This is a genomic window from Streptomyces sp. NBC_01717, assembly GCF_036248255.1.
Taxonomy (GTDB): domain Bacteria; phylum Actinomycetota; class Actinomycetes; order Streptomycetales; family Streptomycetaceae; genus Streptomyces.
Genome location: NZ_CP109178.1, coordinates 7,611,823 through 7,638,080, shown reverse-complemented (window position 1 = coordinate 7,638,080; position 26,258 = coordinate 7,611,823). Strand labels below are relative to the sequence as shown.

General features: G+C 72.7%; 17 protein-coding genes. 3 read left to right on the top strand and 14 right to left on the bottom strand.

Features of this window, described 5'->3' with window-relative positions:
* Window positions 1-5: 5 nt before the first annotated feature.
* From OHB49_RS34565 to OHB49_RS34550, 4 genes are read right to left on the bottom strand one after another with little or no spacing between them, the layout of a single operon-like run.
* Window positions 6-611: a GTP-binding protein gene (locus OHB49_RS34565; RefSeq protein WP_030968914.1), complete on the bottom strand. Its 606-nt coding sequence runs from the start codon at window positions 609-611 to the stop codon at window positions 6-8.
* A complete protein-coding gene (locus OHB49_RS34560; RefSeq protein WP_030968912.1) occupies window positions 592-1,029 on the bottom strand; it encodes a DUF742 domain-containing protein in 438 nt (145 codons plus the stop codon). Before OHB49_RS34560 ends, OHB49_RS34565 begins: the two co-directional genes overlap by 20 nt.
* Before the next feature lie 9 nt (window positions 1,030-1,038).
* Window positions 1,039-1,482 carry a roadblock/LC7 domain-containing protein gene (locus OHB49_RS34555; RefSeq protein ID WP_329164838.1) on the bottom strand — a complete coding sequence of 148 codons (444 nt, stop codon included), beginning with the start codon at window positions 1,480-1,482 and terminating at the stop codon, window positions 1,039-1,041.
* Window positions 1,479-4,430 (bottom strand): sensor histidine kinase, encoded by a 2,952-nt coding sequence (locus OHB49_RS34550; RefSeq protein WP_329164837.1) that lies wholly within the window; start codon window positions 4,428-4,430, stop codon window positions 1,479-1,481. Before OHB49_RS34550 ends, OHB49_RS34555 begins: the two co-directional genes overlap by 4 nt.
* 403 nt (window positions 4,431-4,833) lie before the next feature.
* Between OHB49_RS34550 and OHB49_RS34545 the strand changes: the two genes are divergently transcribed.
* The gene (locus tag OHB49_RS34545) at window positions 4,834-5,298 is read left to right on the top strand and encodes a hypothetical protein (RefSeq protein WP_329164836.1); all 465 of its coding nucleotides are present in this window, start codon (window positions 4,834-4,836) and stop codon (window positions 5,296-5,298) included.
* A 2-nt stretch (window positions 5,299-5,300) separates the two neighbouring features.
* Here OHB49_RS34545 and OHB49_RS34540 read toward each other — a convergent pair whose 3' ends face one another.
* The 9 genes from OHB49_RS34540 to OHB49_RS34500 all read right to left on the bottom strand — a co-directional run bounded on the left by OHB49_RS34540 (window position 5,301) and on the right by OHB49_RS34500 (window position 22,491).
* The gene (locus OHB49_RS34540) at window positions 5,301-10,151 is read right to left on the bottom strand and encodes a hypothetical protein (protein ID WP_329164835.1); all 4,851 of its coding nucleotides are present in this window, start codon (window positions 10,149-10,151) and stop codon (window positions 5,301-5,303) included.
* 53 nt (window positions 10,152-10,204) lie between these two features.
* A complete protein-coding gene (locus OHB49_RS34535) occupies window positions 10,205-11,140 on the bottom strand; it encodes a hypothetical protein (RefSeq protein WP_030968902.1) in 936 nt (311 codons plus the stop codon).
* A 229-nt stretch (window positions 11,141-11,369) separates the two neighbouring features.
* Window positions 11,370-12,896: a hypothetical protein gene (locus tag OHB49_RS34530; RefSeq protein ID WP_313936273.1), complete on the bottom strand. Its 1,527-nt coding sequence runs from the start codon at window positions 12,894-12,896 to the stop codon at window positions 11,370-11,372.
* A 95-nt stretch (window positions 12,897-12,991) separates the two neighbouring features.
* Window positions 12,992-16,666 carry a hydantoinase B/oxoprolinase family protein gene (locus OHB49_RS34525; protein WP_329164834.1) on the bottom strand — a complete coding sequence of 1,225 codons (3,675 nt, stop codon included), beginning with the start codon at window positions 16,664-16,666 and terminating at the stop codon, window positions 12,992-12,994.
* Window positions 16,663-17,610, bottom strand: a complete 948-nt coding sequence (locus tag OHB49_RS34520) for an SGNH/GDSL hydrolase family protein (protein ID WP_329164833.1) — start codon at window positions 17,608-17,610, stop codon at window positions 16,663-16,665. Before OHB49_RS34520 ends, OHB49_RS34525 begins: the two co-directional genes overlap by 4 nt.
* Before the next feature lie 239 nt (window positions 17,611-17,849).
* A complete protein-coding gene (locus OHB49_RS34515) occupies window positions 17,850-19,013 on the bottom strand; it encodes a glycosyltransferase (RefSeq protein ID WP_037851598.1) in 1,164 nt (387 codons plus the stop codon).
* Window positions 19,010-20,320, bottom strand: coding sequence for a glycosyltransferase family 4 protein (locus tag OHB49_RS34510; RefSeq protein ID WP_329164832.1), 1,311 nt, complete (start codon window positions 20,318-20,320; stop codon window positions 19,010-19,012). Before OHB49_RS34510 ends, OHB49_RS34515 begins: the two co-directional genes overlap by 4 nt.
* A gap of 141 nt (window positions 20,321-20,461) precedes the next feature.
* Entirely contained in the window at window positions 20,462-21,880 is a 1,419-nt protein-coding gene (locus tag OHB49_RS34505) for a HEAT repeat domain-containing protein (RefSeq protein ID WP_329164830.1), read from the bottom strand.
* Window positions 21,881-22,098: 218 nt separating this feature from the next.
* Entirely contained in the window at window positions 22,099-22,491 is a 393-nt protein-coding gene (locus OHB49_RS34500) for an ankyrin repeat domain-containing protein (RefSeq protein ID WP_030968888.1), read from the bottom strand.
* Window positions 22,492-22,799: 308 nt separating this feature from the next.
* Between OHB49_RS34500 and OHB49_RS34495 the strand changes: the two genes are divergently transcribed.
* Together OHB49_RS34495 and OHB49_RS34490 are read left to right on the top strand one after the other, a co-directional pair.
* Window positions 22,800-22,994 carry a hypothetical protein gene (locus tag OHB49_RS34495; protein ID WP_030968886.1) on the top strand — a complete coding sequence of 65 codons (195 nt, stop codon included), beginning with the start codon at window positions 22,800-22,802 and terminating at the stop codon, window positions 22,992-22,994.
* A gap of 37 nt (window positions 22,995-23,031) precedes the next feature.
* Window positions 23,032-24,648, top strand: a complete 1,617-nt coding sequence (locus tag OHB49_RS34490; protein ID WP_329164829.1) for an ATP-binding protein — start codon at window positions 23,032-23,034, stop codon at window positions 24,646-24,648.
* 101 nt (window positions 24,649-24,749) lie between these two features.
* On the opposite strand, the gene OHB49_RS34485 is transcribed toward OHB49_RS34490, so the two are convergent.
* Entirely contained in the window at window positions 24,750-26,249 is a 1,500-nt protein-coding gene (locus tag OHB49_RS34485; protein WP_030968883.1) for an SCO1417 family MocR-like transcription factor, read from the bottom strand.
* Window positions 26,250-26,258 lie beyond the last annotated feature (9 nt).

Below are 26,258 nucleotides of genomic sequence, written 5' to 3'. Positions count from 1 at the left end.
CGTGCTCAGGTGGTGGCGGGCTCGCGGAGGCGGTCCGCTCGGGCCAGCGCGTGTTCGACGACTGCGACCAGCACATCGCGCACGGAGGACCGGTCGCGCGCGTCGCACATCAGCACCGGCACCTCGGGGTCGAGGTCCAGCGCGGCCTGCACCGTCCGGGCCGGGAACCGGTCGGCTCCCTCGAAGCAGTTGACGGCGACGGCGAACGGGATCTCGCGCCGTTCGAAGTAGTCGACCGCCGCGAAGCAGTCCTCCAGACGCCGGGTGTCCGCGAGAACGACCGCGCCCAGGGCGCCCTGGGCCAGTTCGTCCCAGAGGAACCAGAAGCGGTCCTGTCCCGGCGTGCCGAACAGGTACAGCACCAGATCCTCGCGGAGCGTGATCCGCCCGAAGTCCATGGCCACCGTGGTGGTGGTCTTGGCCTCGACTCCGGCCGTGTCGTCCACGGGGCGGCCCGCCTCCGTGAGCCGCTCCTCCGTACGCAGCGGTCTGATCTCGCTGACCGCGCCCACCAGCGTCGTCTTGCCCACACCGAAGCCGCCCGCCACCAGGATTTTCAAGGTGACCGGCTCGACGGGCCGCGTGCTGCGGCTAGAGCGCCCGAAGACCATTGATCACCTCGCGAAGAATGTTCACATCCGGCAGCTCGGCCGGCGGAACGGGACGGGTTACGTGCACCAGTTCGTCCTCGACGAGATCGCCTACCAGCACCCGGACCACCCCGACGGGGAGATCCAGACCGGACGCCAGCTCGGCGATCGACTGGGGCATGTCATTGCAGAGTTCGATGATCTCCACGTGTTCCGGGGAGAGCGTCTGGTTCCGGCCCGGATCGTCGGCCGCGGGTTCCGGGACGACGATCGCGATCAGGTCGAGACGATGGCGGGACGCGCTGCTGGTACGGCCCCGGGTCATCGCGTACGGACGGACCACCGGCCCCGCCTCGGCGTCGTACCAGCGCGACGACTGCGGATCGTCGGAGGCGGCCGGGGATCCGGGGGGTGCGCCCGGGGGGGAGTCAGCGCTCATGCCATCCACTCACCCTCCGGCATGCAGACCGGACGACCGTGGGGCGTTGGCCAGGTGGACCCCCACGCGCTTGACCATCAGCGTCATCTCGTACGCCACCTGGCCCACGTCGGAGTCGGCGTCGGCCAGCACGGCGAGACAGCTGCCGTCGCCGGCGGCCGTGACGAAGAGGAACGCCTCGTCGAGCTCGACGACGGTCTGGCGCACGCGGCCCGCGTCGAAGTGGCGTCCGACGCCCTTGGCGAGGCTGTGGAACCCGGAAGCGACGGCCGCCAGGTGCTCGCTGTCCTCACGGGTCAGATCCTTGGACGTGCCGGTGGGAAGGCCGTCGCTGGAGAGCACCAGCGCCTTGCGGATGGAGCCGACGCGCTCGACGAGTTCGTCGAGGAGCCAGTTGAGTGCGCCGGATCCGTGGCGTGTGGCGTCGGGTGCTGCGGCGTTCGGTGCGGTCATCGACCGTCCCCTCCCGGAGTGGTTCCTTGTGCTGTCTCACCGAGACCGGTCCCGTCCTCGGCGTTCTGCCGGCGGCCGCGCTGCCAGCCGCGCTGCATCGAAGCCATACGGTTGCGTACTTCGTCCGCGTCCCGCTCGATGTCCTCCGCCGGTTCCGTGGGGGCCGGACCGGAAGCGCGGCCGCCGGAGCCCTCGCGGAGCTGCGGGACGAGGCTGGCCTGCCGGATCCGGCGGGGCAGCCCGTCCACGGTCCCCGGGTACGAGGTCGGCCCGGCGGATCGGGAGGGTGCGGACGATGGCGTCGCCGCAGCCGGTGCCGACGCGGATGCGGCGGACTCGGTGGGCGGCCGGAAGCCGGAGGCCTGCCGGGGGTCGGCGGGCCGCCGGGTGTCGGCGGTGGAGCGCCGGGGGCCCGTGGTGGACCGCCCGGCTCCGGCCCCGGTGCGCGAGGGCTCCGGGTCCGTGGTCGTGGGGTGCGCGCGGCCGGTCTCGTCGACCCGGCGGCCGCGGTCGGTGACCAACGTGGGCGGCTTGCGGCGGGGCAGCGGCACCGGGCCGCCCGGACGCATGGCCCGGACGTCGGCGGTGGACTCGGCCACCTGGTCGGCGGCCTGCTGATGCTGGTCGCGGTCGGCATCGCGGCGGAAGCCGTTGTCGGCGTCGCGCCGGCGGGCGTTGTCCCCTTCACGGCGCAGGTCGCGGGCGCGGAAGATGCCGCCGCGCTCGCTCTCGGTGTCGTCGATGTCGGACACTCCGTCGAGTACCGGGTCGAGTACGGGGTCCAGCCCAGGTTCGAGGTCGGTCCCGAAGTCGAGCGCTGCGACCGGGGCTTCGAGTTCGACGGGTCCGTCCAGGGCGCTCGGATCCACGAGGCCGGTGGGGACAGGGGCGAGGCCGGTGGACCCCGCGTCACCCGTACCGTCGGATGTCCACGGGTCCGCCACGCCGTCCCTGCGGTTCTTGTCGCTGCGCGGCCCTTCATTGCTGGGCCTGCCGCTGCCGATCGCCTTCTCGGCGCGGCGGTCGAGGCGGAATCCGGTGCCGTGCGTCTCCGCGGCGTCGGTGAGCAGGGCCGCCGGCATGAAGACGACGGCGGTGGTTCCTCCGTACGGAGACGTCTGCAAGGAGACGCGGACGTTCTGCCGCTGGGCCAGCCGGCTCACCACGAAGAGGCCGAGGCGGTCGGTGTCGGAGAGTTCGAACTCGGGGGTCTCTGCGAGCCGCAGATTGGCGTCCAGCAGGACTTCGGGAGCCATGCCGAGGCCGCGGTCGTGGATTTCGAGGGTGAAGCCGTTGGCGACACGGTCGCCGTGCACCTGGACCGCGGTGTGCGGAGGCGAGAACACCGTGGCGTTCTCCAGGAGTTCGGCGATCAGGTGGGTGAGGTCGGCGACTGCAGGGCCTCCGACGCCGATCCGCGGCAGGCGGCGAACCTCGATCCGCTCGTAGTCCTCGACCTCGGCGACCGCTGCCCGCACCACGTCCATCAGCTGGATGGGCTTGCGCCACTGCCGGGAAGGCGCCGCGCCGGAAAGAATCACGAGACCCTCGGCGTGCCGCCTCATGCGGGTGGTGAGGTGGTCGAGGCGGAAGAGGTCGGCGAGCTCGTCGGTGTTCTCGGTGCGGCGCTCCATGGCGTCCAGGAGCGTCAACTGGCGGTGCAGGAGAACCTGGTTGCGGCGGGCGAGGTTGACGAAGACTTCGGAGACGCCGCGTCGCATGTCGGCCTGCTTGACCGCGGCTTCGACGGCGGCGCGTTGCAGGGTGTTGAGGGCCTGGCCGACCTGGCCGATCTCGTCCCGCTCGTAACTGAGATGCGGGGCCTCGGTCTCGACGTCGACGTGTTCTCCCGCGGCGAGGCGGCGCATCACGCTCGGCAGTCGTACACCGGAGACCTCGTGGGCGTCCTTGCGGAGCCGGGAGAGGTCGCGGACGAGTTCGCGGCCGATGCGGACGGACACGAAGACGGAGACGAGCAGGGCGAGGAAGCCGAGGATGCCCGCGACTCCGGCCTTGACCAGGACGCTGTAGCCGACGGGCCGACCGCGGTCCTGGAAGCGGTTGTTCATCTCGGTCGAGTCGTTCGCCAGCCGGTCCAGGACCGGCAGGGCCACCTCCTGCCAGCGTTCGGAATCGACCGTACGGGGGGCGCGGGTGGGGCCGGCGGCGATGAGCTCGGTCTCCGCGGTGCGCAGCGGCTCGCTGGCCGGGCTCGCCCAGTACTGCTCCACGCCTCGGCGCTCCGCCGAGGGGAGAACCTCGATGTTGATCTCGTAAAGCAGCTTGCGGTTGGCGACGAGATCGGAGATCTGCCGGAGTTCGGGGGCGTCGAGTCGTCCGGCGATGAGCGCCGAGGCCACCAGAGCGTCTTCCCGGGACAGCATCTCGCGAGCCCGCGAGACGCCGATCAGAGCGCGTACCTGCTTGTCCATCGACGCGTTCTCCGTCGTGTGCAGGCCGGTCAGGAAGCGGTAGCACGGGTCGACCAGACGGTTGTAGAACTCCAGCGCCTGATTGCGGTCGATGGTGCGTTTCTCGACGGAGTCGCGGAGCGCGCCGAGGCCGTCGACGGCGCTCAGAACCGAATTGAGCTGCGCTTCGGCATCGGGACTCAGCGCGCCGCGAATGTCCTTCTGCCGGGCGCTCTCCTTGACGTCCGCCACGACGCGGTCGGTGGCGGCCCGTTGGCGGCGCAACAGGGGAAGTGCATCGGAGGCGCGGGGGTCCGCGAGGAAGACAAGTGTCTGGCGGCGCTCGTTCTGGATGACCCGGACGGTGTCCTCAAGAGGGTGGCCGACCTTCTCCACGATGGTGCTCGCACCCATCAGGTCTCCGGCCTCTCGGCCGGTCAGGAAGGTGGCGAAGCCCCAGAGAGCGGTGAGGGAGACGAGCGGCACAAGCAGCAACGCCACGATCTTCCTGCGGATGGACTTTCCGCGAAAGCGCATGGCCTCCCCCAGCTCGGCCCCGCACGGCGGGGTGGGTGTTCCGTCAACAAACGGCGCGAGCCTACTACTGCCGCACAGGCAACTCGAAGACACGTCCGGACTATTTTCGGCCGCGCCCCCGCGTGTCGATCATGAGCTGTCGCCGCATTCCGGGAGATGAAATCCGCGAAAGCGGCAGAAGAGACCCGACAGAGCACCTCAATCCCTCACCCGGCAGTTGGCTGGAACTCTTCGTTCCGCGAGGGATCGGGGGAATCTTCGCCGCCGGTCACTCGTCTGTCTGTACGAGGGAGAGGGACTACAGGGCAGCGCGCAGGACAGGATTGTTCCGCCCGCCCGCGTAGAAACGGCGCATGCCGGGCAGCAGCTCTGAAGACGGACAGCGGTGGGGAGTTGAGAGTCCTTGGACACGGAAGAGCGTCGAAGTGCGCCGACGGCGGGCGGGACACGGATCCCGCGGCAGTCGTTGTGGGTGGAGGAGCCCGCGGTGCGGCGGCGGATGCCGGATCCGGTCCGTACGGCGGCCGTGCGTGCGGTGCTCGTCATATCGCTGACGATCATTCAGGCCATGGTGGCCCTGCTGAGCACGATGACGGGCTCCTGGCTCGCGTTCCCCATGATGCTGAGCAGTGTGGGTAGCACGGTGGTCGCGACCTGGGCGGTGCTGGATGTGTGGGTGACCCGGCAGGTCTGGAATCAGCGCAACGGTGTGGTGTCCGTGCCCAGCAGCTCGGCCCGGAAGCTGCGCCGGGAGCGGCGCGCGGCGCGACGGGCGGCGAGAACGGCGGAGCGGGAGGCCACACGGATACGCCGCCGGGGCACGAGCAGCCTGTCACGGGCTGGAGCACGCGCCCCGGTGAGGAGTTGAGGTCAGTCGTCGGTCGGGGTGTCGGGAATCCGTGGGGTCTGAGGGGTCCCCGGCGCCGCTGACACATCGGGCGCCGTCGGTGTGCGCTTGAACATGCGGGTGGCGGTGATCTCGCCGTGCACCGTCTCGCCGTTCGGATCCTGCTTCGGCAGACCGGGGCGCAGATGTTCCTCCACGCTGATGTACTTCAGGCCCGCCCGCAGGTCCGCGTCGTTGCGCAACCGAATGACCAGCGGGAATTCGGCGAGCGCCGTCGTGTCGAACAGCCCGGTGGTGTAGAGCAGTTGTACGCCGAGGGCGTCCGACACCGCTCGCTGGAGCTCCAGCAGATACGTGGCGTTGGCCCGGCCGATGGGGTTGTCCAGGAAGAGCGTGCCCGCGTGGCGGTGCTGGTGGCGGTCACGGCCCCGGTCGTTGCTGCGCAGTGCGGCCATCGTGCAGTAGAGCGCGATGGCGGCGGTGAGCAGCTGGCCGCCCGAGAAGACGTCGCCCATCTGACCGACCGGGACGCGTTCGGCACGGAGCACCGCGTCCGGCTTGAGGATCTCCACGGCGATGCCCTTGGGCTCCAGCGCCGCCTGTACGCCGCGCAGCAGAAGGGACATGCCGTCGCGGCGCAGATCGGAGTTCTTCTTGAGCGCGGCGCGAGTGGCATCGTCGATGACCTCGCCGAGCCGCTCGGTGAGTGTCGCCTGGTCGGGCTCCTCGAAACGGATCCGGAGGAACTCCTGGCCGGACCACTCCCCCAGCCCCTCCGGGAGCTGGGAGAGCCGCTGGGCGGAGCGGAGGGTGGTGAGCGCGGACTCCACGAGTCCGCGGAGCCGGTCGACGATGGAGTCGCGGTTGCGCTCCAGCTGGGCCAGCTCATCGGTGAGCACGCGGAGGCGGGGTGCGAAGGCGGCGGCCCACTTCTGGGCGTGCTCGGGCAGGGCCGCGGCGGGGAGTTCGCGGATCTGCTGGCGGGCCGGGGTACGGACCTGTTCGTAGCGGGTGGAGTTGGCGTGCCGTACGAGCACATCGCTCGCCTCGCGCACCGCGCTCTCGGCGGCGGAGAGGTCGGCGGCGCAGCCGCGCAGTGAGCGGCGGGCCTCGGCGGCGGACTGCCGGGCCTCGTCGAGGCTGCCGGGGTACGGCTCGGGGGACTCGGTGTCGTCGTCCGCGCCGTGGTCCCTGAGCAGGTCGCGCAGGAGGGCCGCGGTCTCGTCGAAGCCACCGGCCGAGGCCTCGGCGGTGCGGTGGGCGTACAGCAGCTCCGCGTGGGCGGCGCGGGTGGTGTCCAGGGCACCGGTTGCGGTGCCGAGTTCGGCTGTGGCGGTACGCAGCAGGGTCTGGGCCTGCTCGGCGTCGGCGGGGACCAGGTCGTCGGGGAGCTCGGTGTGGTGGTCCTCGCCGTCGGCCGGGGCCAGGCGCTCGGCCTCGCCGCGCAGTCGGCCGAGCTGCTCGCTCGCCGTGGAGGCCCGGGTCTCCAGCAGCTGGACCAGGGACTCGGCTCGGGCGGCGGCCGCCTGCCGGGAGGGGCCGTCGGCGCCGTCGGTGCCTTCGAGGAGCTGGGCGGCGCGGGTGCGGACCTTGTTCGTGAGCCGGTCCAGCTCGGCGAGGGCGGCGCTCTCGTCGCTCTCGGCGCGGGCCTGTTCGGCGCGCAGGTCGGCGCCGACGCCGACCTTCTCGTACAGCTGGGATGCGGCCCGGTAGGCCTCGCGCAGGGCGGGGAGGGCAGGGCGCGGTGCGTCGCCCTCGGGCTCCGGGATGTTCTCGGGGGCGCCGGCGATCTCGGCGCGCTCGGCCCGCAGGGCGCGGGCGGTGCGGCGGGCGTCGTCGGCGGCGCGCTGGGCGGCCCTGCGGTCCTCGTCGGCGGCGCGGGCCCGCTCCAGGCAGACCGTGGCGCGGGCTTCGGACTCGGCTGCCTCCTCGACCAGTTCGCGCAGTTTCGCCTGCCAGCCGGCGCGTTCGCGCAGCCGGTGGGCCAGGCCTGCGAGTACGTCGGCGACGCGGCGGGCGCGCTGGGCGGCCTCCTGTCGCTCGTCGCGGACGCGGGCGGTGTCGGCGGCGGCTTCGTCGGCCTCCGCGCGTGCCGTGCGGGCCTCGGCGAGCACGGCCTGGGCCGTCTCGGCGGCCGTGCGGGCGGTACGGGCGGCTTCGGCGAGCTCCGCGAGCATGCCGGGAGGGCAGTCGGCGCGCCAGGAACCGATGCGGGCGGCGAGGGACCGGTCCCCGGTGAGGCGGGCCGCGAGCGTACGGATGTCCTCGTCCCGGGCGGCGGCCCGGCTCCTGAGCGCCTGCCGTTCCTCGTCGGCGGCGTGTTCGTCGTGCATGGCCGGGTTCGGCGGGACGAGGAACACACCATCCGCTTCGGAGCCGGAACCGGAGGCCGGCACGGGGGCGAGCAGCGCGGCGGCAGTGCCGACGGCCACGGCGGAGCGCGGCAGCAGGGCGGCGCTGCCCAGGACTTCGCGGGCGCGGGCGTGCGAATCGGCGTCGGTGATGACCACGCCGTCGACGAGCTCGGGACGGGCGGCGAGCACCGCCGCGTGGTCGGCGGGGTCGACGGCCTGGGCGAGGTAGCGCCAGCCGGGCAGCGCCGGAATACCGTGCTCGCCGAGATATTCGACCGTGGCGAGGACGTCGGGCCCGGGCGGCAGCAGTCCGCCGTCGCCGAGCGCGCCGAGGATGCGGGAGTCGTCGGCGGCCGCGGTGCGCAGCTCGAAGAGGCGCCGTTCGGCGGCGGCGATGCCCTGGTCGAGGAGGTCCCGCAGCTCGTCGGCGTTGCGGTCGAGCTCCTCGGCGGTGAGCGGCTGCTCGCTGCTGACGGTGTGGTCGGTGACGAGTGCGTGATCGGCGACGGCTGTCTGCCGGTCGGATCCGGCGGCCGCGGTGCCCGTGCCGTCACCGGGTCGGCCATGGGATGCGGAATGTCCTCCGGACGCAGGCGAGTCGGTGGCGTCCGCAGCCGCGCCCGGTTCGTTTCCGGCGGTGCCCCGGCGTGGCCGCGGTACTCCGGTGCCGGAGGCCGGGGGCAGGCTCAGCAGGTCGGCGAGTCGGTGGTCGGCGGCGATCGACTCGGCGGCCCTGAGCTCGGCTTCGTACGACTGTTCAGCCGCCTGCGCGGCGTCGGCGGCGCGCGCCGCGGCGAGCTCGGCGCGGCTGTCGGTGGCCGCCGCTTCCCTGGCCCGGTCGGCCGCGGCGCCGGCGGCTTCCCTGGCCGTGTTCCAGGCGGCGACGGTGGACTGCTCGGCGTCGCTCGCGGCAAGGGCGGCGCGCGCCGGGTCGGCATCCGGCGCGGTGTTGTCGAGCCACCCCGCCTGTACGGCCTCGGCGGTCTCCTGCTCGACCTCGGCGAGGCGCTGGCGCAGATGTCCGGCCTCGCTGCGGGCGCGCTGGGCCTCGGTGGCGGCAGTGGTGGCGTCCCGGTGGGCGGTCTCGCCCGCGGCCTGGAGGGTGTCGGAGCGCTCCTCCTCCTCGTTGGCCACCTGCTCGCCGGCCTCCGCGGCGGTGTGCAGGGCGCGTACGAGGTCGGCGGCGGCCGTGGCACGGGCGGCGAGCGCGGGGGCGGCGTCGCGCTCGGCCTCACGGATGGCGACGGCGACGCGTGCGGACCGGTCGGCGGCGGCGCGGTGGCGCAGGACGGCTTCGGCTGCCTGCCAGGCGGAGTGCAGGGTGCGGGCATCGACCAGCTCTCGGCGCTGGGCGGCGGCGCCCTTCTCGGCTGCGGCCAGCGCCAGGGACGCGTGACGGTAGGCCAGTTCGGCGGCGATGAGGCCGCTGCGGCTACGCGCCTCCTCTGCGGCACCGACGGTGTGGGCGGCGCCCGTCACCTGCTGGGCGAGGTCCGCGGCGCGGCCTCGCTCCTCGGCGGCCCGGGCGGAGAGCCTGCGGGCCAGGGTACGGGTGCGGCGCTCGGCGCCCGCGTGGATGTCGCGGGTGCGGGAGCGGGAGTCGGCGGCCTCGACGATCCGGCCGAGCAGATCGACCGAGCCTGCGGTGAAGTCCCGTTCCGCGGTGAGTTCGGCCCGGCGGCCCAGTTTGTTGCCGAAGCCGCTGACCAGGTCGGCGAGGCCGTCCGTGTCGCGGGTGTCGGTGACGGCGCGCAGCAGCAGGTCGGTGAAGTCGGAGTCCTTCTTGACCGCGAAGAGACCTGCGGCCTCGCCCTCGTCGGCGTTCATCTCACGCTGGTAGCGGAAGAGTTCGGGGTCGAGGCCGAGGTCGCCGAGGTGCTCGTTCCACCGGTCGTGGATCTCTTCCCAGTGCACATCGAGGTGCTGGTAGAACTTGCCCGCGTCCGTGAGGGCGTCCCGGAAGCCCTTCATGGTGCGGCGCCTGCCATGGGCGCCGGAGACACCTTCGACGGGGCGGCCGACGGCGGTGGCCTCGGCGACCGGCAGCGAGTCGAGGCTGAGTCCGGGCCCGGGGCGGAAGGAGTACCAGGCCTCGGCGAACTTGCGGGGGTCGTTGGAGACCTGCCGTCCGCGCCATTCGCTGACCTTGCCGACGACCACGCACTCACCGGTGAGGGTGTGCTGCCACTCCAGGGCGACATGGCCGCAGTCGTCGGCGAGCAGGAACTTGCGCAGTACGCCGGAGCTGGCACCGCCCAGGGTGTTGCGGTGGCCGGGCAGCATCACCGAGAAGATCAGTTTCAGCAGGACCGACTTGCCGCCGCCGTTCTCCAGGAACAGCACACCGGCGGGCGCGGGGCGGCGCGGCGGGCCGACCGGCTCCTCCTCGAAGAACTCCGCCTGGGCCGGCGCGGGGTGGGGCACGGGCTCGCCCACTCCGCGCAGGTCAAGCACGGTGTCGGCGTAGCGCGCACCGGCAGGCCCGATGGAGTAGAGGCGGACCCGGGACAGCTCGTACATGGCGGCGGACTCTCGTCGTTCGGAAAGCAGGAGTGGGGCGGCGGTGGGGGTGCTCAGGCGTGGAAGGGCAGACCGGCGTCGGCCGCCAGCTCCAGGTCGTCGCCGTCGGGCGGCGGCAGCAGCGTCGCCGTTCCGTCGGTGACGGGTACGACGCCGAGCTCCAGCAGTTCGGCCATGGCGGCGGTGCCCGCCATGTCGCGGACCTGCAGCTGGTAGCGGGCCGTGGTGCGGAAGGCGCCCCCGGCGTCGTCCCCGGTGCGCTGGAGGAAGCCGGAGTCGGTGAGGAAGGCGACGGCCTTGCCGACGATGCCGGTGGTGGAGCCGGCCAGCCGCCGGGCGTCCTTCGTCGCACCGGTGGCGCTGCGCCGGGCGTAGATCCGCCAGGCCGCTTCCAGTCCGGGGGCGTCGGTGGCCGGGTCGGTGTTGTCGCCGTGTTCCTCGGCACGCTCCTCCAGGCGGTGGCAGGCCTGGCGTACGAACGCGTCGATGCCGTTGACCGTGATCCGGCCGATGTACGCGTCGTCGGCGAGGTCCTCGGGGCGCGGGAAGGCCATCGCGGCGACCGCGAGGTGGGCCAGTCCGTGCAGGAAGCGGTCGGCGGAGTCGGACGAGGCGCGGCGGGCGTAGTCGCCCATGCGGACGGCGAAGACCGAGTCCTCGCCCGCCGTCACGGCCATGCCCGCCCGGGTGGACACCTCCAGGACGACGAGACCGAGTCCGGTGGCCACGGCGTCCGCGAGCCGGGCGAAGGGGGTCTCTTCCCGGTAGCGGCGGAGCAGCTCGGCGTATTCGGCGTCGCGGGCGGGCAGCAGCTTGGGCTGCAGCCCGAAGGCGACGAGCCGGGCCGCGTCGGCCGCGTCGGCCGGTGTGACGGCGGCGGGCGCCGTGGTCTCGTGGGCCGCATCGCCGTCGGGCGCGTACCCGACGGTGGCGTACCCGGCGGTCGGCTCGCTCCACGCGTCGGTGTGCTCTGCGCGGTGGTCGCTCACGACGGTCGCTCCTCGGTGCGGAAGATCGGTGGTACGGGGTGGACGGCGCGGGCTCTGCCGGTGTCCGTCGGGAACGGTGCGGGCCGGACCGCGCGCTGGGGGGCGCCGACTCCGGCTCGGCGGTGGCCTGCTCCGGATCGCCGGTGACCGGAGCAGGCGTGGCGGTGGCCGGGACCGGATCTCCGGTGACCGGGGTGGGGGCGGGGGCGGCCCCGGCGCCGCGGCCCGCTCATGACGCCTCCGAGCGGTCCGCGGCCATACCGGCCGCGTCCAGCAGGGCCATGCCCACGATCAGGTCGGCGCCGCCGAACTCCGGGTCGTCGAGCTCGGTCCCGTCGTCCACGGCGAACAGCAGGCGCCGCTCGCCCTGCCGGTAGGCCGTGCCGACCGGCGGGGATGCGGCGTGGACCGCGAGCAGAGCGACCAGATAGGGCAGGTCCGGATCGCTCCGCCGGGCCTCGGCGAGGAGCCCGGAGAGCCGGCGCGGTGCGTCGTGCTCCAGATCGAGGAGATTCATGGCGCTCGCCAGCTGCTCCTCGCTGAACCTGCTGTCGTCCGGGGTGGCGATCAGGTCCGGCTCGGGCATCTCGGCGCCCAGATGCTCACGCTCCAGGGGCGGGGTGAGCAGCATGTCGACCAGGTCGGCCACGCGTACGGATGTGGGCGTGCGCAGCCCCGTGCCGTGGGCGAAGAACGCGTCGGTGACGCGGGTGGCCTGTTCGACGGGGAGCGGCAGCAGCGGGGCGACCAGCTGGCCGTACAGGTCGAGGCCGGTCCTGGCCGTCGGGGTGGCGAACGCCTGCCGGTCCTGCTCGGCACGGAACAGCGGTCCTGCCTCCAGCAGGCGGGACTGCAGCTGGGTGTGGCGGCGGATGCAGTCCTTGACTATGTCGACGAGTTCGGCGGCGCGGCGCTTGTGTTCGGGGTCCTCCGCCTCGTCCCTGGCCTTGCGGATGTTGGTGAGGATCGCATTCTCGTGACGGTAGCGGTCGGCGACGTGGTCCAGTGCCTCGGCGATCATGTCGGGCACGGCGTTTAGCCAGTCGACGGCCCTGACGTTGCGCCGGGTCGCTTCCAGCGTCCTGCGGAGCGTCTCCGCGTACTGCACGGTGCGATAGCGGGCCTGTTCGGCGGCGAGCTGCGCGTCGGCGAGGCGGCCCCGGCTGATCAGCACCTCCAGTTTCACCTCGGCGGCGATCTGGGCGCTGGTGACGTCCGTGTCGAGGGCACCGACCAGGACGTTGACCGCTTCGTCGGTGGCCCTCAGATAGACGCTGCCGCCGTAGCCGGGGACCTCTTCGATCAGCTTGAAGTCGTAGTCCCTGCGGACATATACCCCGTCGGCGCCGAAAGTCCCGTACACCGCGCGGAAGCCGCGGTCCACGCTTCCGACATTGATCAGGTTCTCCAGCACCCAGCGGGCGACGCGCTCGTGCTCCGCCACGGGGCGGCGCGGGGCCTGGGCGGCGACGCGCGGGAGCAGCTTGGCCACTATCTGATCGTGGTCGGCGCCCGTGTCGAAGTCCATGTGCAGCGTGACCTGGTCGATCGCGGCGAGCGCGACCTCCGCCATCGCGTAGACGGTGTACTCACCGGCCAGATTCGCCTTGCGCACGTCGAGGTCGTGCAGCGGCGCCGTGCAGGCGAGCGCTCGTAGCCGCCGTGAGAGCCCCTCGTCGGCGGCCGGGCCCGGGGCAGGCCGCGGCCCCGCGCTGAGCTGGGGCGCAGCGTTGTCCGTGTAGGCAGGCGAAGTCACGCTGCACAGATTAGGTCCTCACACTGACAACGGTCGAAACGGCGCAGAAGCTACCGGTTGCCCCACCGTCGGCCGGGACCGCACAACACGGTCGGTCAGCCACGCTGCGACGGTCGTTCCGGTTCCGGCGGCGACGGGTTCCCGCGCTCCCCGGCTCCGTACCCTCCGCCGCCCGGAGTGCGCAGCACCAGCACGTCGCCGCGCGCCAGATCGGCCGTATCGCAGCCCTTCAGCGGGGTGACCGTCCTCGCGCCGTCGGCACGCTCGATGTGCTGGCTGCCCAGCGCGCCCGGTTCGCCGCCCGCCATGCCGTACGGCGGGACGCGGCGATGTCCGGAGAGCAGCGCCACCGTCACGGGTTCGAGGAACCGGAGTCTGCGCTCCACCCCGCAGCCGCCGTGCCACCGGCCCGCTCCCCCGCTGCCGTCGCGTACCCGGAAGCTCTCCAGAAGCACCGGGTAGCGCCATTCGAGGACTTCGGGGTCGGTGAGACGGGAGTTGGTCATATGGGTCTGCACGGCGTCGGTGCCGTCGAAGCCGTCGCCCGCGCCCGAGCCGCTGGCCACCGTCTCGTAGTACTGGACACGGTCGTTGCCGAAGGTCAGGTTGTTCATGGTGCCCGAGCCCTCCGCCTGGACGGAGAGCGCCGCGTACAGCGCGCCCGTGACGGCCTGGGAGGTCTCCACGTTGCCGGCGACGGTGGCCGCCGGATGGACGGGGGCCAGCATCGAGCCCTCCGGGACCCTGACCTCCAGGGGCTTGAGACAGCCGCTGTTGAGCGGGATGTCGTCGGCGACCAGGGTCCGGAAGACGTACAGGACTGCGGCCATGACGACGGACTTCGGGGCGTTGAAGTTCCCGGGCTGCTGCGGTGAGGTGCCGGTGAAGTCGACGACGGCGCTGCGGGCGTCACGGTCCACGGCCAGCGCGACCTCGATCACGGCGCCGTTGTCGGTCTCGTAGCGGTACGAACCGTCGCGCAGCTCCGCGATGATCCGGCGTACGGACTCCTCGGCGTTGTCCTGCACATGACCCATGTACGCGTCGACGACCTCGGCACCGAACTGGTCCACCATGCGCCGCAGTTCGGCGATGCCCTTCTCGTTGGCGGCGATCTGGGCGCGCAGGTCGGCGAGATTGGTGTCGGGATCGCGGGACGGGTATGCGGCGCCGGTGAGCAGCTCGCGGGTCTCGGCCTCACGGAATGTGCCGTCCCTCACCAGCAGCCAGTTGTCGAACAGCACCCCTTCCTCGTCGATGGTGCGGCTGAAGGCGGGCATGGAACCGGGGGTGATGCCGCCGATCTCGGCGTGGTGGCCGCGCGATGCCACCAGGAACCGCAGCCCGGCGCGACCGTCGCCGGATGTCCCGCGTCCGTCGAACACCGGGGTCACGACGGTCACATCGGGCAGATGCGTACCTCCGTGGTACGGGTCGTTGATGGCGTACACGTCGCCGGGGCGCATCGTGGTGCCGTTGCGCCGGAGCACCTCCTTGATGGACTCCCCCATCGAGCCGAGGTGCACCGGAATGTGCGGGGCGTTGGCGATCAGGTTGCCGTTCGCGTCGAACAGGGCGCAGGAGAAGTCGAGCCGCTCCTTGATGTTGACGGAGTGGGCGGTGTTCTCCAGGCGTACGCCCATCTGCTCGGCGATCGACATGAAGAGATTGTTGAACACCTCCAGCATGACGGGGTCCACGCGCGTACCGATCGCGGTCCGGCCGGGGCGCGGGCGGACCCGGGTGAGCAGCAGATGGCCGGTGTCGCCGATGGTGGCCTGCCAGCCGGGATCGACGACGGTGGTGGCGTCGGCCTCGGCGATCACCGCGGGGCCGGTGAAGGTGTCCGACGGGTGCAGCGCCTCGCGCCGGTGGAGCGGGGTGTCCTGCCATCCACCGTCGGCGAACATCCGTGCCATGTCATGCGGTTGCGGCACGCCCTGACGGGCCCTCCGGTCCACCGGGTGCGTTACGTGCCGGCCGGCCGCGCCGGTCGCCTCGACCGATACCGCCTCGGCGAGCAGCGGCCGGTCCATGGTGAAGCCGTAGCGGGCGCGGTGCTCGGTCGCGAACGCCTCCGTCATCGCGGGCGCGGTGTCCAGGTCGACCGGCAGGCTCGCGTCCGTGCCCGCGTAGCGCAGATACACCCGGGCGTGCGTGCTGATCACATCGTCCGCGAGGCCGTCGGCGCGCAGTTCGGCGCGGGTGCGGGCGGCCAGGTCGTCGTGGAGCTCTCCCAGCCGGGTCCTGGTCCCCTCGTCGTCAAGTTCCGCCTCGACCGACTGTTCGCGCATGGCGGTCGCGTCCGCGAGACCGATGCCGTACGCCGACAGCACCCCGGCCAGCGGCGGTACGAGGACCGTGTCGACGCCCAGCGCGTCGGCGACGGCGCAGGCGTGCTGGCCGCCGGCGCCGCCGAAGGAGGTGAGGGCATAGCGGGTGATGTCGTGGCCGCGCTCCACGGAGATCTTCTTGACCGCGTTCGCCATGTTGAGCACGGCGATCTCCAGGAAACCGGCGGCGACCTCGGCGGCGGTACGTCGCATTCCGGTGGCCCGGGCCACGTCGTCGGCGAGTTCACCGAAGCGCTCGCGCACCACATCGGCGTCGAGCGGCAGGTCCCCGTCGGGTCCGAAGACGGCGGGGAAGTGCGCGGGCTGGACCCGGCCGAGCATGACATTGGCGTCGGTGACGGTGAGGGGCCCGCCGCGGCGGTAGCAGGCCGGGCCGGGGACGGCGCCCGCGGAGTCGGGTCCCACCCGGTAGCGCCGGCCGTCGAAGTGCAGGACGGAGCCGCCGCCGGCCGCGACGGTGTGGATGCTCATCATGGGGGCGCGCATCCGTACGCCGGCGACCTGGGTGCCGAGCTCGCGCTCGAACTCGCCGGCGTAGTGCGACACATCGGTGGACGTACCGCCCATGTCGAAGCCGATGACCCGGTCGAATCCGGCCTGTTCGGACGTACGGGCCATGCCGACGACTCCGCCTGCCGGACCGGAGAGCACGGCGTCCTTGCCACGGAAGTGCGCGGCCTCTCGCAGTCCGCCGTTGGACTGCATGAACATCAGCCGGACGGCGTCCAGTTCACCGGCGACCTCGTCGACGTACCGCCGCAGGATCGGCGAGAGATAGGCGTCGACGACGGTGGTGTCACCGCGCGGTACGAGCTTGATCAGCGGACTCACCTCGTGGGAGCAGCTGACCTGGGTGAAGCCGGCCTCGCGGGCCGCGGCGGCGACCGCGGTCTCGTGGGCGGGGTGCCGGTAGCCGTGCATCAGGACGACCGCCGCGCTGCGGAATCCGTCGGCCCACGCGGCCCTCAACTGCTCGGCCGTCGCCGCCAGGTCGAGGGGTGCGAGGATCCGGCCGTGCGCGTCGATCCGCTCCGGTACCTCGATCACCCGCTCGTACACGGCCTCCGGCAGGAGGATGCGGCGGTCGAAGAGGCGCGGCCGGTTCTGGTACGCGATGCGCAGGGCGTCGCGGAACCCTTCGGTGATCACCAGGACGGTCGGCTCGCCCCGCCGCTCCAGCAGGGCGTTGGTCGCGACGGTCGTGCCCATCTTCACGCTGCCGACCCGGTCGGCGGGGACCGGGTCGGTGGGGCCGAGGCCCAGCAGCAGACGGATCCCGGCCACTGCGGCGTCCCGGTAGCGGTCCGGATCGTGCGAGAGGAGCTTGCGGGTGACCAGCCGCCCGTCCGGATCGCGGCCCACCACGTCGGTGAACGTTCCGCCACGATCGATCCAGAACTCCCAGCGTCCAGTCACCCCTCCATAGTGACGTGCGGCACCGGCAACGGGGCGGGTGGCACGGCGGGCGGAGTTCTGAGCGTGACCGTGGCGAGCGCGCCCTGCAGTGCCTGGTCGGCCCGCCGGTCCAGCTGCGCGCTCGTGCCGCGCGCCCAGTGCCGTATCTCCGCTCCTGCCAGGCACAGCAGTTGGGGCAGCAGATCGGTGCTCCGGCGGACCAGCCATCCGGTGCCCGCCGTGGCCAGCCAGAGCAACGAGTCGGTGCGGCTCGGCGGCGGCTGCTCCGGCTCACGCCCGGGCGGGGTGCCGAGGGCCAGACCACGGGCGGCGAGCAGCCTGTGGAAGTCCGCCGCCACCGTGCGATGGCCGCGCTCGGCCGGATGGAGCCGGTCGGCGCTCCACAGCGAACGGTCGGAGACCCAGTCCCCGTCCGAGGCATGCAGATGGACGGCGTCGTAGCGGGCGGACAACGCATGCACCACGGCATTCACCGCATTCTGCCGCCGGGCCAGCGGCCGGCCGAGCGGCGCGGGCAGCCCGAGGACGGCGCCGGGATCGGGCAGACAGGCCGTGAGGATTACGGCCCCGCCGTCGGTCAGGAGCGCGCAGACCTCGTCCAGCCGCTGGGCGAGGAGCCGGATGTCGAACGACCGGCGCAGGGTGTCGTTGACGCCGACGACGATGGAGGCCAGGTCGGGCCGGAAGGCGGCGGCGGCCGGGGCCTGCAGGTCACGGACGTCGCTGGAGAGCGAACCGCTGACGGCGAAGTTGCGGAACTCGACGCCTCGCCGGCCGTTCCCGATCCCGTCCGCCAGCAACGCGGCCCAGCCGCGACGGCCGCCGGGGACGGGATCACCGATACCTTCGGTGAACGAGTCCCCGAGCGCGGCGAACCGGATCGGGCGACCGGGGGTGCCGGTCTGCGCAGGTGATTCGGGCGCTACAGGCGGAGCGGCCGTCATGGGGAGGCCAGCCGCTACGGAGGATGAGGCGGGTGCGGGCGACGCCGGCGGCAAGGGCGGAGCCTCCGTCACGGATACGCGGGCCGACACAGAAGTCGGCACGGCCCCCGGCGAAACCGGCAGAACCCCCGTCACGGGCACCCGAGCCGACGCAGAGCCCGACGCGGGCGCCGGCGCCCCTGGCACCGGCGCAACCATCGCCCCCGCCGCCGGCGCGGCCACCCGCGCCACCGCCCCCGTCATGCCCGCACCCCCGGTATCCCGCCCCGGTCGGGCACCTCGTGGGCGGCCAGGAACGCCGCCACCGAGCGGTCCCAGCCGAAGAGTTCGGCGCGTTGTCTCGCCGCAGCGCGCCGCTCCGCTTCCGGGCGCGCCAGCAACTCCTGTACGGCCGCGGCGAACGCCTCGCCGGTGTCCACCGCGGCGACTCCCGCTTCGCCGATCACCTCCGGCAGCGCGGAGCTCGCGCTCGCCACCACCGGGGTGCCGCAGGCGAGTGCTTCCAGGGCCGAGAGGCCGAACGTCTCGGCGGGGCCGGGGGCCAGGCAGAGGTCGGCCGCGGCCTGCAGATCCGCCACCCGTTCGCGGTCCCGCACATGCCCCAGGAATTCGACCGGCAGCCGCTCCGCCCGCGCCCGGCTCTCCAGCCCCGCGCGCAGCGGCCCGTCACCGGCGACCACCAGCGTCGCACGCACACCCAGGCCGTTGAGGACGGCGAGCGCGTCCAGGGCCCGGCCGGGCCGTTTCTCCACCGAGAGACGGGAGCACATCAGAAGGAGCACGGACCGGCCGCGGACGTGCCGGGCACGCAGGACCAGACTGCGCCGGCCGGGGCGGCAGCGGCGCAGGTCGACGCCGAGGGGGGCGCGGACCACGTTGCGTGCGCCGATCCGGACGAACTCGCGCTCCGCCCACTCCGTGGTGCACACGATCCGGGTGTAGGCGTGTGCGCTGAGGGTGTTGAGGCGGTCGGCGGTCCGCGCGGCCGCACCGGCCGGGACGCCCCAGGTGCGCAGCACCCCGTCCGCCGTCTCGTGGGAGACCATCACGGCGGGCACCCGGGCGCGGCGGGCCCACTCGCCCGTCCAACGCAGGGTGGTGCGGTCGGAGACCTCCAGGCGGTCGGGCCGCAGCGTTTCGAGGAGGTGCCGGAGAGTGCGGCGGCCGGCCAGTACGCGATAGCCGCCGCTGCCCGGCAGCGCCGGTCCCGGGAGGGTGATCACCCTGCCCTGCGCGGTGCGTACGTCGCTCGCGCTGTCACCGGGCACGACGAGCACCGGCTCGTGCCCGGCCGCGAGGTAGCCGCGGCCGAGTTCGTCCAGGGCGGTGCGCAGTCCACCGGAGGACGGGGTGACGAAGTTCGCCAGGCGGACAATGGTCTTTCCCTGCTCGCTCCCGGTCATGCGGCCACCGCCGTCCGGCCGCGCAGCACGTCGTCGTAGTGGTCCAGCAGTTGATCGCCGACGGCTTCCCACGTCCGGCCCTCGACCATGGTCCGCCCGGCCCGCCCGTAGGCCGCCGCGCGAGCCGGGTCGGCGGCGAGTGCGCCGACGGCCGCCTGTACCGCGTCGGCGTCGTGCGGCGGGACCAGCAGGCCGGTCCGCCCGTGGTCGACGAGGTCGAGCGGCCCGCCCGCCGCCGGGGCGATGACGGGCACACCGGAGGCCATGGCCTCCTGCACGGTCTGACAGAACGTCTCGTACGGGCCGGTGTGCACGAACATGTCCAGCGAGGCGAACAGCCGGGCGAGGTCCTCCCCGGTCCTGCGGCCGAGGAAGACGGCGCCGGGCAGGGCCGCTCGCAGCGATGCGCTGCTGGGGCCGTCCCCGACGACCACGACCCGTACCCCGGGCAGCCGGCAGGCCCCGGCGAGGAGTTCGACGTGCTTCTCCGGGGCGAGCCGACCGACGTATCCGATGATCTTCTCGCCACCGGGCGCGAGGCGGTGGCGCAACGCCTCGTCGCGCAGTTCGGGCCGGAACCGTACGGTGTCGACGCCGCGCGGCCACAGCCGCACCCGCTCCACGCCGTGCTCGGTGAGGTCGCGGACGGCGGCGGAGGAGGGAGCGAGGGTCCGGTCGGCGGCGCTGTGCACGGCGCGCATCCGGCGCCAGGCGGTGTTCTCGCCGGCACCGAGGTACGTACGGGCGTAGCCGGCCAGGTCGGTCTGGTAGACGGCCACGGCAGGCAGCCCGAGCCGGGCGGCTGCCGCCATGCCGCGTGCGCCGAGCACGAACGGTCCGGCGAGATGGACGAGTTCGGCCCGGTGGGCGGTGAGGGCGGCCATCAGCCGACGACTCGGAAGTGCCACCCGGACCTGGGAGTAGCCGGGCAGGGGCAGGGAGGGGACGCGCACCACGGGGCAGGGCGCGTCCGATTCGAAGATGTCCGGGGTGCCGGAAGCACCCGGGTACGGGGGCGAGGAGGGCGGGGGGCCCGCGGGGTCACTGCCGGTGGGCGGCTCCCACCGGGTGCCGGAAGCACCCGGGTACAGGGCCGAGGCAGCCGGCGGCCCCGCGGAGTCACTGCCGGTGGGTGGCCTCCACGGAGTGCCGGAGGACCGGGACGAGGCCGTCGCGCCGGCCGTGGCCGGGGCTATGACGAGCGGTTCGTGGCCACGCGCGGCAAGGTGCCGGGCGGTCTGCATGGTGCAGTGGGCCACGCCGTTGACATCGGGCGGGAAGGATTCGGTGACGATGACGACACGCATACCCGTGTTGTCGTCGCACCGGACGTGACGGGGCCGACTTGGATCTTTCCACCCGGGGAACGTCCAGTGAGCGTTCGACGTCCGGGGGCAAGGTGCGCCGCGCTCCCCCGAAGCGCTGCGCCCTTCTGTGCGTGCCTCGAGTCAGACAGCCGGGGTGTCGGGTCCGATCCTGCTGCGTACCGCGGTCTGTACCTCGGCCTCCTCGGCCGGGTCGGCGGCCAGTCGGCGCAACCGTTCGGCGACCCTGATGTCGCCGGTCTCCGCGTGGAGTGCGGCGACCTCCCGGGTGGTCTCCTCACAGTCCCACAGGCATTCGACGGCGAAGCCGGTCGCGAATGAGGGGTCGGTGGCCGCGAGTGCGCGCGCCGCCCGGCCGCGCAGATGCGAGGAGGACGTCTCCCGGTAGACGTGGCGCAGGACGGGCGCGGCGCAGGCGATGCCCAGCCGGCCTGTGCCGTCGACAAGGGTCCACAGGCGTTGTGCGTCCGGCCCTTCGCCCCGTACGGCGTCGCGCAGAGCGGCGAGGACGAGAGATGCGTCCTGGTCGTCGCCCCGGCAGGCGAGCACACCGGCGGCGGAGGCGCCGAGCGCGTCGGGCCGGCGGGCCCAGATCCGGGCCCGGGCCACTGCCGCGTCGCCGCACATCCGCTCGAAGGCGGCGACGGCCGCCTCGGCGACCGTGGGCGAGGGACTGACCGCCGCGACTTCGATCAGGTCGAGCACGGCCGGGTCCCTGGCTTCGGACAGGTAGTGCAGAGCCGCGCAGCGGGCGCCTTCCGGGCCGCTGCGGGCAGCCTCGACGATCAACGGCCGGTCGTCGGGTCCGGCGACGGCGGTGAGGCAGCGGGCGGCCGGTACGTGAAGAGGGGTGCCGCGGTCCAGTCCCTGCTGGGCCCAGTCGAAGACGGCCTGGACGCTCCAGCCGGGTCGTGGGCCGCCGGGGCGCATCTGTCGCTGCCAGCGGTCGAACGAACCCTGTTCCGAGGCGGACCTGACCCTGGCTCCGACCGCTTCGCGCGGATCGTCCGCCCACAGCCGCCAGGGCCGGGGCTCGAAGGCGTCCCGTACGGCGGCCGCGAGCTCGGCAGTGCCCTCCTCGGTGTCCGGGAACCGGGCCAGGACGGGTACCGCGAGCGTGCGGAGTCCGGCGTCGTCGTCGCGCAGGGCCAGCTCGTCGAGGGCCCACGCCCAGTTGGCGCCGGTCGCCGCGTACCGCCGCAGCAGGGCCAGGGCGTCTGAGCGACCGTACGAGGCGAGGTGGCCGAGGACCGCGAGGGCCAGGCCGGTCCGCGAGTCGTCGGTGTCGATGTGGTCGTCCGGGTCGCTCAGGTGCTGCTCGATCTCCTCGATGCCGCCGTCGAGGTCGAGATACAGACGTGCGTAGTAGAGGGAGCGGTTCTCGACCTGCCAGTCGTGACGCGGATCGCTCAGGACGCAGTGGTTGAGGGCCGCGAGGGCCTCGGCGCGTGGTGCGGCGAGCGCGTGGAGCGTGCCGTCGCCGCGGCCCCTCTGCAACAGGCCGAGCAGGGTGCCGCTCGGCGCTATGAACGGATCGAACATGGGAAAAGCCTCACATCAAGCTGTCGACGCAACCGGGACTGTGCAGTTCCAAGTGCCGGGTGGGCACTACGCCGCGCAGCAACATGATCGGCCGACCGCCGTCTTCTGCTTGGTGTAGACCATCTTCCTCTGCCTCTCGTCGGTGGCCCGAATCGGGCCCGCGACGTCATGATGACCCAGCCATTTCGTCACCGCGACCACATTTACCGCGTACCCGCTCAGCGGGAGCCGAAGAGTTCCAGCAGGTCGGCCTTGCCGAACATGCGCGCGGTGTCCAGCGCGGACGGTGTCCCGGCCGCCGGGTCGGCTCCTGCCGCGAGCAGTGCCTCGATCACCGCGTCCTCCCCCTTGAAGACGGCTCCGGCGAGCGGCGTCTGCCCGCGGTCGTTGGCCCGGTCCGGGTCGGCGCCACGGCCGACAAGGGCGGTGACCGCCTCGGCGTGCCCGTGATAGGCGGCGAGCATCAGCAACGAATCGCCCCGGTCGTTGGTCAGGTTCGCGGGCACACCCGCGTCCACATACGCGGCGAGATTCTCGGTCTCGCCGCGGCGCGCCAGGTCGAAGACCTTGGTCGCCAGCTCCACGACCTCGGGATCTGGGACTTCGCTCATCGGACGGACCGCCTTCCACTGACTCGCTGCTGCTGACCGGGTGGGTCGTACGGCACGGGGGCCGTACGAGTGAATCGACAGGCTACTGCGCCGCGGCGCACACGGCCGGACCCGGCCGTGGCAAAGATCACGCCGAGTGAGGCAGGGCGGTGCGCCGTGCCGGATGTTGCGCCCGAGCCGCGCTCGTCCGTCGGCCGTTCCAGTGAAAATAACGACCTTTCACTCCATTGCAGCTTTTATCCTATAGATACTTTTTGTGACACTGGAAGGACTCATGGTGACTGTCCCCCCAAACAGGAGAACCACTCATGATCCTTTCCATGTCAGGCGTAGTCATTCTCGGCGTCATCGTCTTCCTGTTCTTCAGGAAGGACGGCCTGAAGGCCTCACACGCCCTCGTCACAGCCCTGTTCGGCTTCTATCTGGCCGGCACCGCCATCGCACCGAGCATCACCGCGGGCGGAGCGAGCCTGGCCGGCCTGCTGGGCGGGATCAAGTTCTGACCCCCCGCGACCCGCTCCCACCCTTCAGGAGACCGACGTGGCCCGGCGACCACTCCCCCGCGTTCTGAACAGCGGCAGCGCTTCGATCACTCGCGGTCGCGAGCTCGCGCGCACGGCCGCCGACAACGCCACCGACGTCCTCCATCCGCTGATCAGGATCATTCGTGGTCTGCGGCTGCTGGCCGGCGCAGGACGGCGGAAGTGGGCCGCGACACCCAAGGAGCGGCGTAATCCCACGCTGTTCCTCGTCGCGGCCTGCGTACTCGTGGTGGCGCTCATCCCGTACGGGCCCCTGCTCGCCCTGGCCGCGGTGATGGGCGCCGCCGCATGGAAGGGGCGCGAGCGTACGCCGGTGAAGACCGGTCCCGACAAGTCCGAGACCGGGCGGCTGCAGGCCCTGTACGAGGCGCTCGTGCCGTACTTCTCGGTGGCCGACGACCCGAGTCCGCTGTTCGCTCACGGCGGCGACTGGGGAAAGGCGTTCAGCGGTTACGAGTTCGACGGCGACGGACGCGTCACCCGGCTCAAGGTCGCGTACCCCGCGTACTTCACCGACGGCGAGGCCGCCTCCCGCATCCGGATCGAACAGCTGCTGCACACCAAGTCGGGCCGCGGCCGCGAGTACCACTTCGCCTGGGACGAGGAGGCCAACCAGCTCGTGATGAGCGTCCTGGACGCCCTGCCCACCTCCATCGCCGCCCAGCGCTTCGTCACCACACCCGGGGAGACGGTGCTGGGCTTCACCGACGACGACGCGGTGCAGCGAAAGGTGCCGGTCACCGACGGCGAGGAGACCAGGGACGCACCCCCGGTCGTCTGGCGGACCGGCGCCCGCTCCACGGAGCCGCATCTGCTGATCGTCGGACAGCCGGGCAGCGGCACCTCGACGCTGATGCGCTCCATCGCCCTGCAGGCGCTCCAGCACGGCGACATCCTCATCATCGAAGGCAGCGGAACCGGCGAGTACGGCTGCTTGACCGGACGCACCGGGGTGCTCGCCGTCGAGTGCGGACTGGCCGGTGCGCTGGCCACCCTGGAGTGGGCGGCCCATGAGACGGAGCGGCGGCTGATCGCCGCCAACCGGGCCCGGCAGGCGGGACATCCCCCGCCCGAGGACACCAAGCGCCCACTCTGGATCCTGCTGGACCGGCCCAGCGTCCTCGGCCATCTCGCGGCCGTGGACGGCCGGCCCGACCCGCAGGAACTGCTTCAGGTGCCGTTGCGGCACGGCAGGGCGGCCAATGTCACCGTGGTGACGACCGACCAGTTCGAAAGCCTGGACACGCTCAGCGAGACCGTACGGACCCACACCCGGGCCCGGGTCGTCCTCGGCCCCTGCGCACGCGACCAGGTCGAGTCCGTGCTCGGCCTGGAGCCGCACACCACCCCGCCACCGGACGTCCCGCCCGGCCGGGGATACGCGCGGCTCGGCACCGGACCGGTGCTGCGGCTCCAGGTGCCGGCCACACCGGACCCGTACGACGACGCGACGAGCGAGGCACACCGGCAGGCGGTGCTCGATCTGCTGCCCGCGCGACAGACGGCGGTCGAGGCGACGGTGCCGGAACCGACAAGTCCGGACCCGTTGCCCGCGGAGACCGCCCTGACGGCGGAGCACGTCCTGACAGCGGAGCAGCTGACGCTCAGCGAGTAAGGGCGGGGGGAGTGGACGGCTGGCGGATCGTGCGATCGGCCGGCCGTCCGCCCCACCCATCTACAGCGATGGGGCCGTCGGCGATCCGGCCGCGTGAGCGATCAGGCGACGAATGTCCTCGGCGCCTCCGCCCCCGCGCTCGCCCCCGACCCGACCAGCTGCGCCGCCGCTGCGAGCCGCACCGCCGCCTCGTCCGCCACCGGCCCGCCGACCGTGAACGGCAGCCGTACGTACCCCTCGAAGGCGCCGTCGACACCGAACCGCGGGCCCGACGGCACCCGCACCCCCACGCGCTCGCCCGCCACGGCCAGCCGCGACCCCGAGAGTCCGCCCGTGCGCACCCAGAGCGTCAGCCCGCCGCGCGGCACCTCGAACTCCCACTCCGGCAGTTCCCGGCGCACCGCCGCGACCAGCGCGTCCCGGTTCTCCCTTGCCTGGCCGCGGCGGATCTCCACCGCTTCCTCCCAGCCCCCGGTGCGCATCAGCCAGTTGATCGCGAGCTGCTCCAGCACGGGAGTGCCCATGTCGGCGTAGGCCCGGGCGGACACCAGACTGCGGATCACGTCCGGAGCGGCCCGCACCCAGCCGATCCGCATGCCGGCCCAGAAGGCCTTGCTGGCCGAGCCGACGGTGAGCACGGTGCTGCCCGCCGGATCGAAGGCGCAGACCCGGCGCGGCATCTCGACGTCGTCGTCCAGGTGGAGCTCGTTCATGGTCTCGTCGACGACCAGAACGGTCCCGGCGGAGCGGGCCGCGTCCACCAGTGCCCGGCGCTGGTTCTCGTCCGCGAGCGCACCGGTGGGGTTGTGGAAGTCCGCCACGACGTAGGCAAGCCGGGGGGCCGCGTCCCGCAGCACGTGCCGCCAGCGGTTCATGTCCCAGCCGCCGATCCCCTCCTCCATCGCCACCGGCACCAGCCGGGCGCCGGCCTCCCGCATCAGCTGCAGGATGTTGGCGTACGACGGGGACTCCACCGCGATCCGCTCACCGCGCCCCGCGAAAAGATGGCAGATGGCGTCGATCGCGCCCATCGCACCGGTGGTGACCATGATCTGTTCGGGCATGGTCGCGATGCCGCGCTCGGTGTAGCGGTCGGCGATCATCTGCCGCAGCGCGGGCAGCCCCGCCGGGTAGTCGCCGTGGGTGTGCGCATACGGCGGCAGTTCTTCCAGGGCGCCCTGGACGGCGCGGGTCAGCCAGGGTTCGGGCGCGGGCAGCGAGGCACAGCCCAGGTCGATCATCGAACCGAGCGACTCCGGGGGCAGCGGCTCGAGACCGCGGGCGGGCAGTGGATTGCCCGCCGGTACCGCGGTCCAGCTCCCGGCGCCGCGGCGGGACTCCAGGAACCCCTCGGCCCGCAGCGCCTCGTAGGCGGCGGCGACGGTGGTACGGCTGACGGACAGGCCGAGCGCCAGTTCACGCTCGGCGGGGAGCCGGGCGGCGACCGGCACCCGTCCCTCGAGGACGAGCAGCCGGATGCCGTCGGCGAGCGCGCGGTAGGCGGGCGGCCTGCGGGCGCCGGGGCCCATGGGCTTCTGCTGCTGGGCCTGGAGCTGCCGGGCCAGCTGCGCGGCACCGACGGCCGAAGTCCACTGCGCCATGAAAATCAG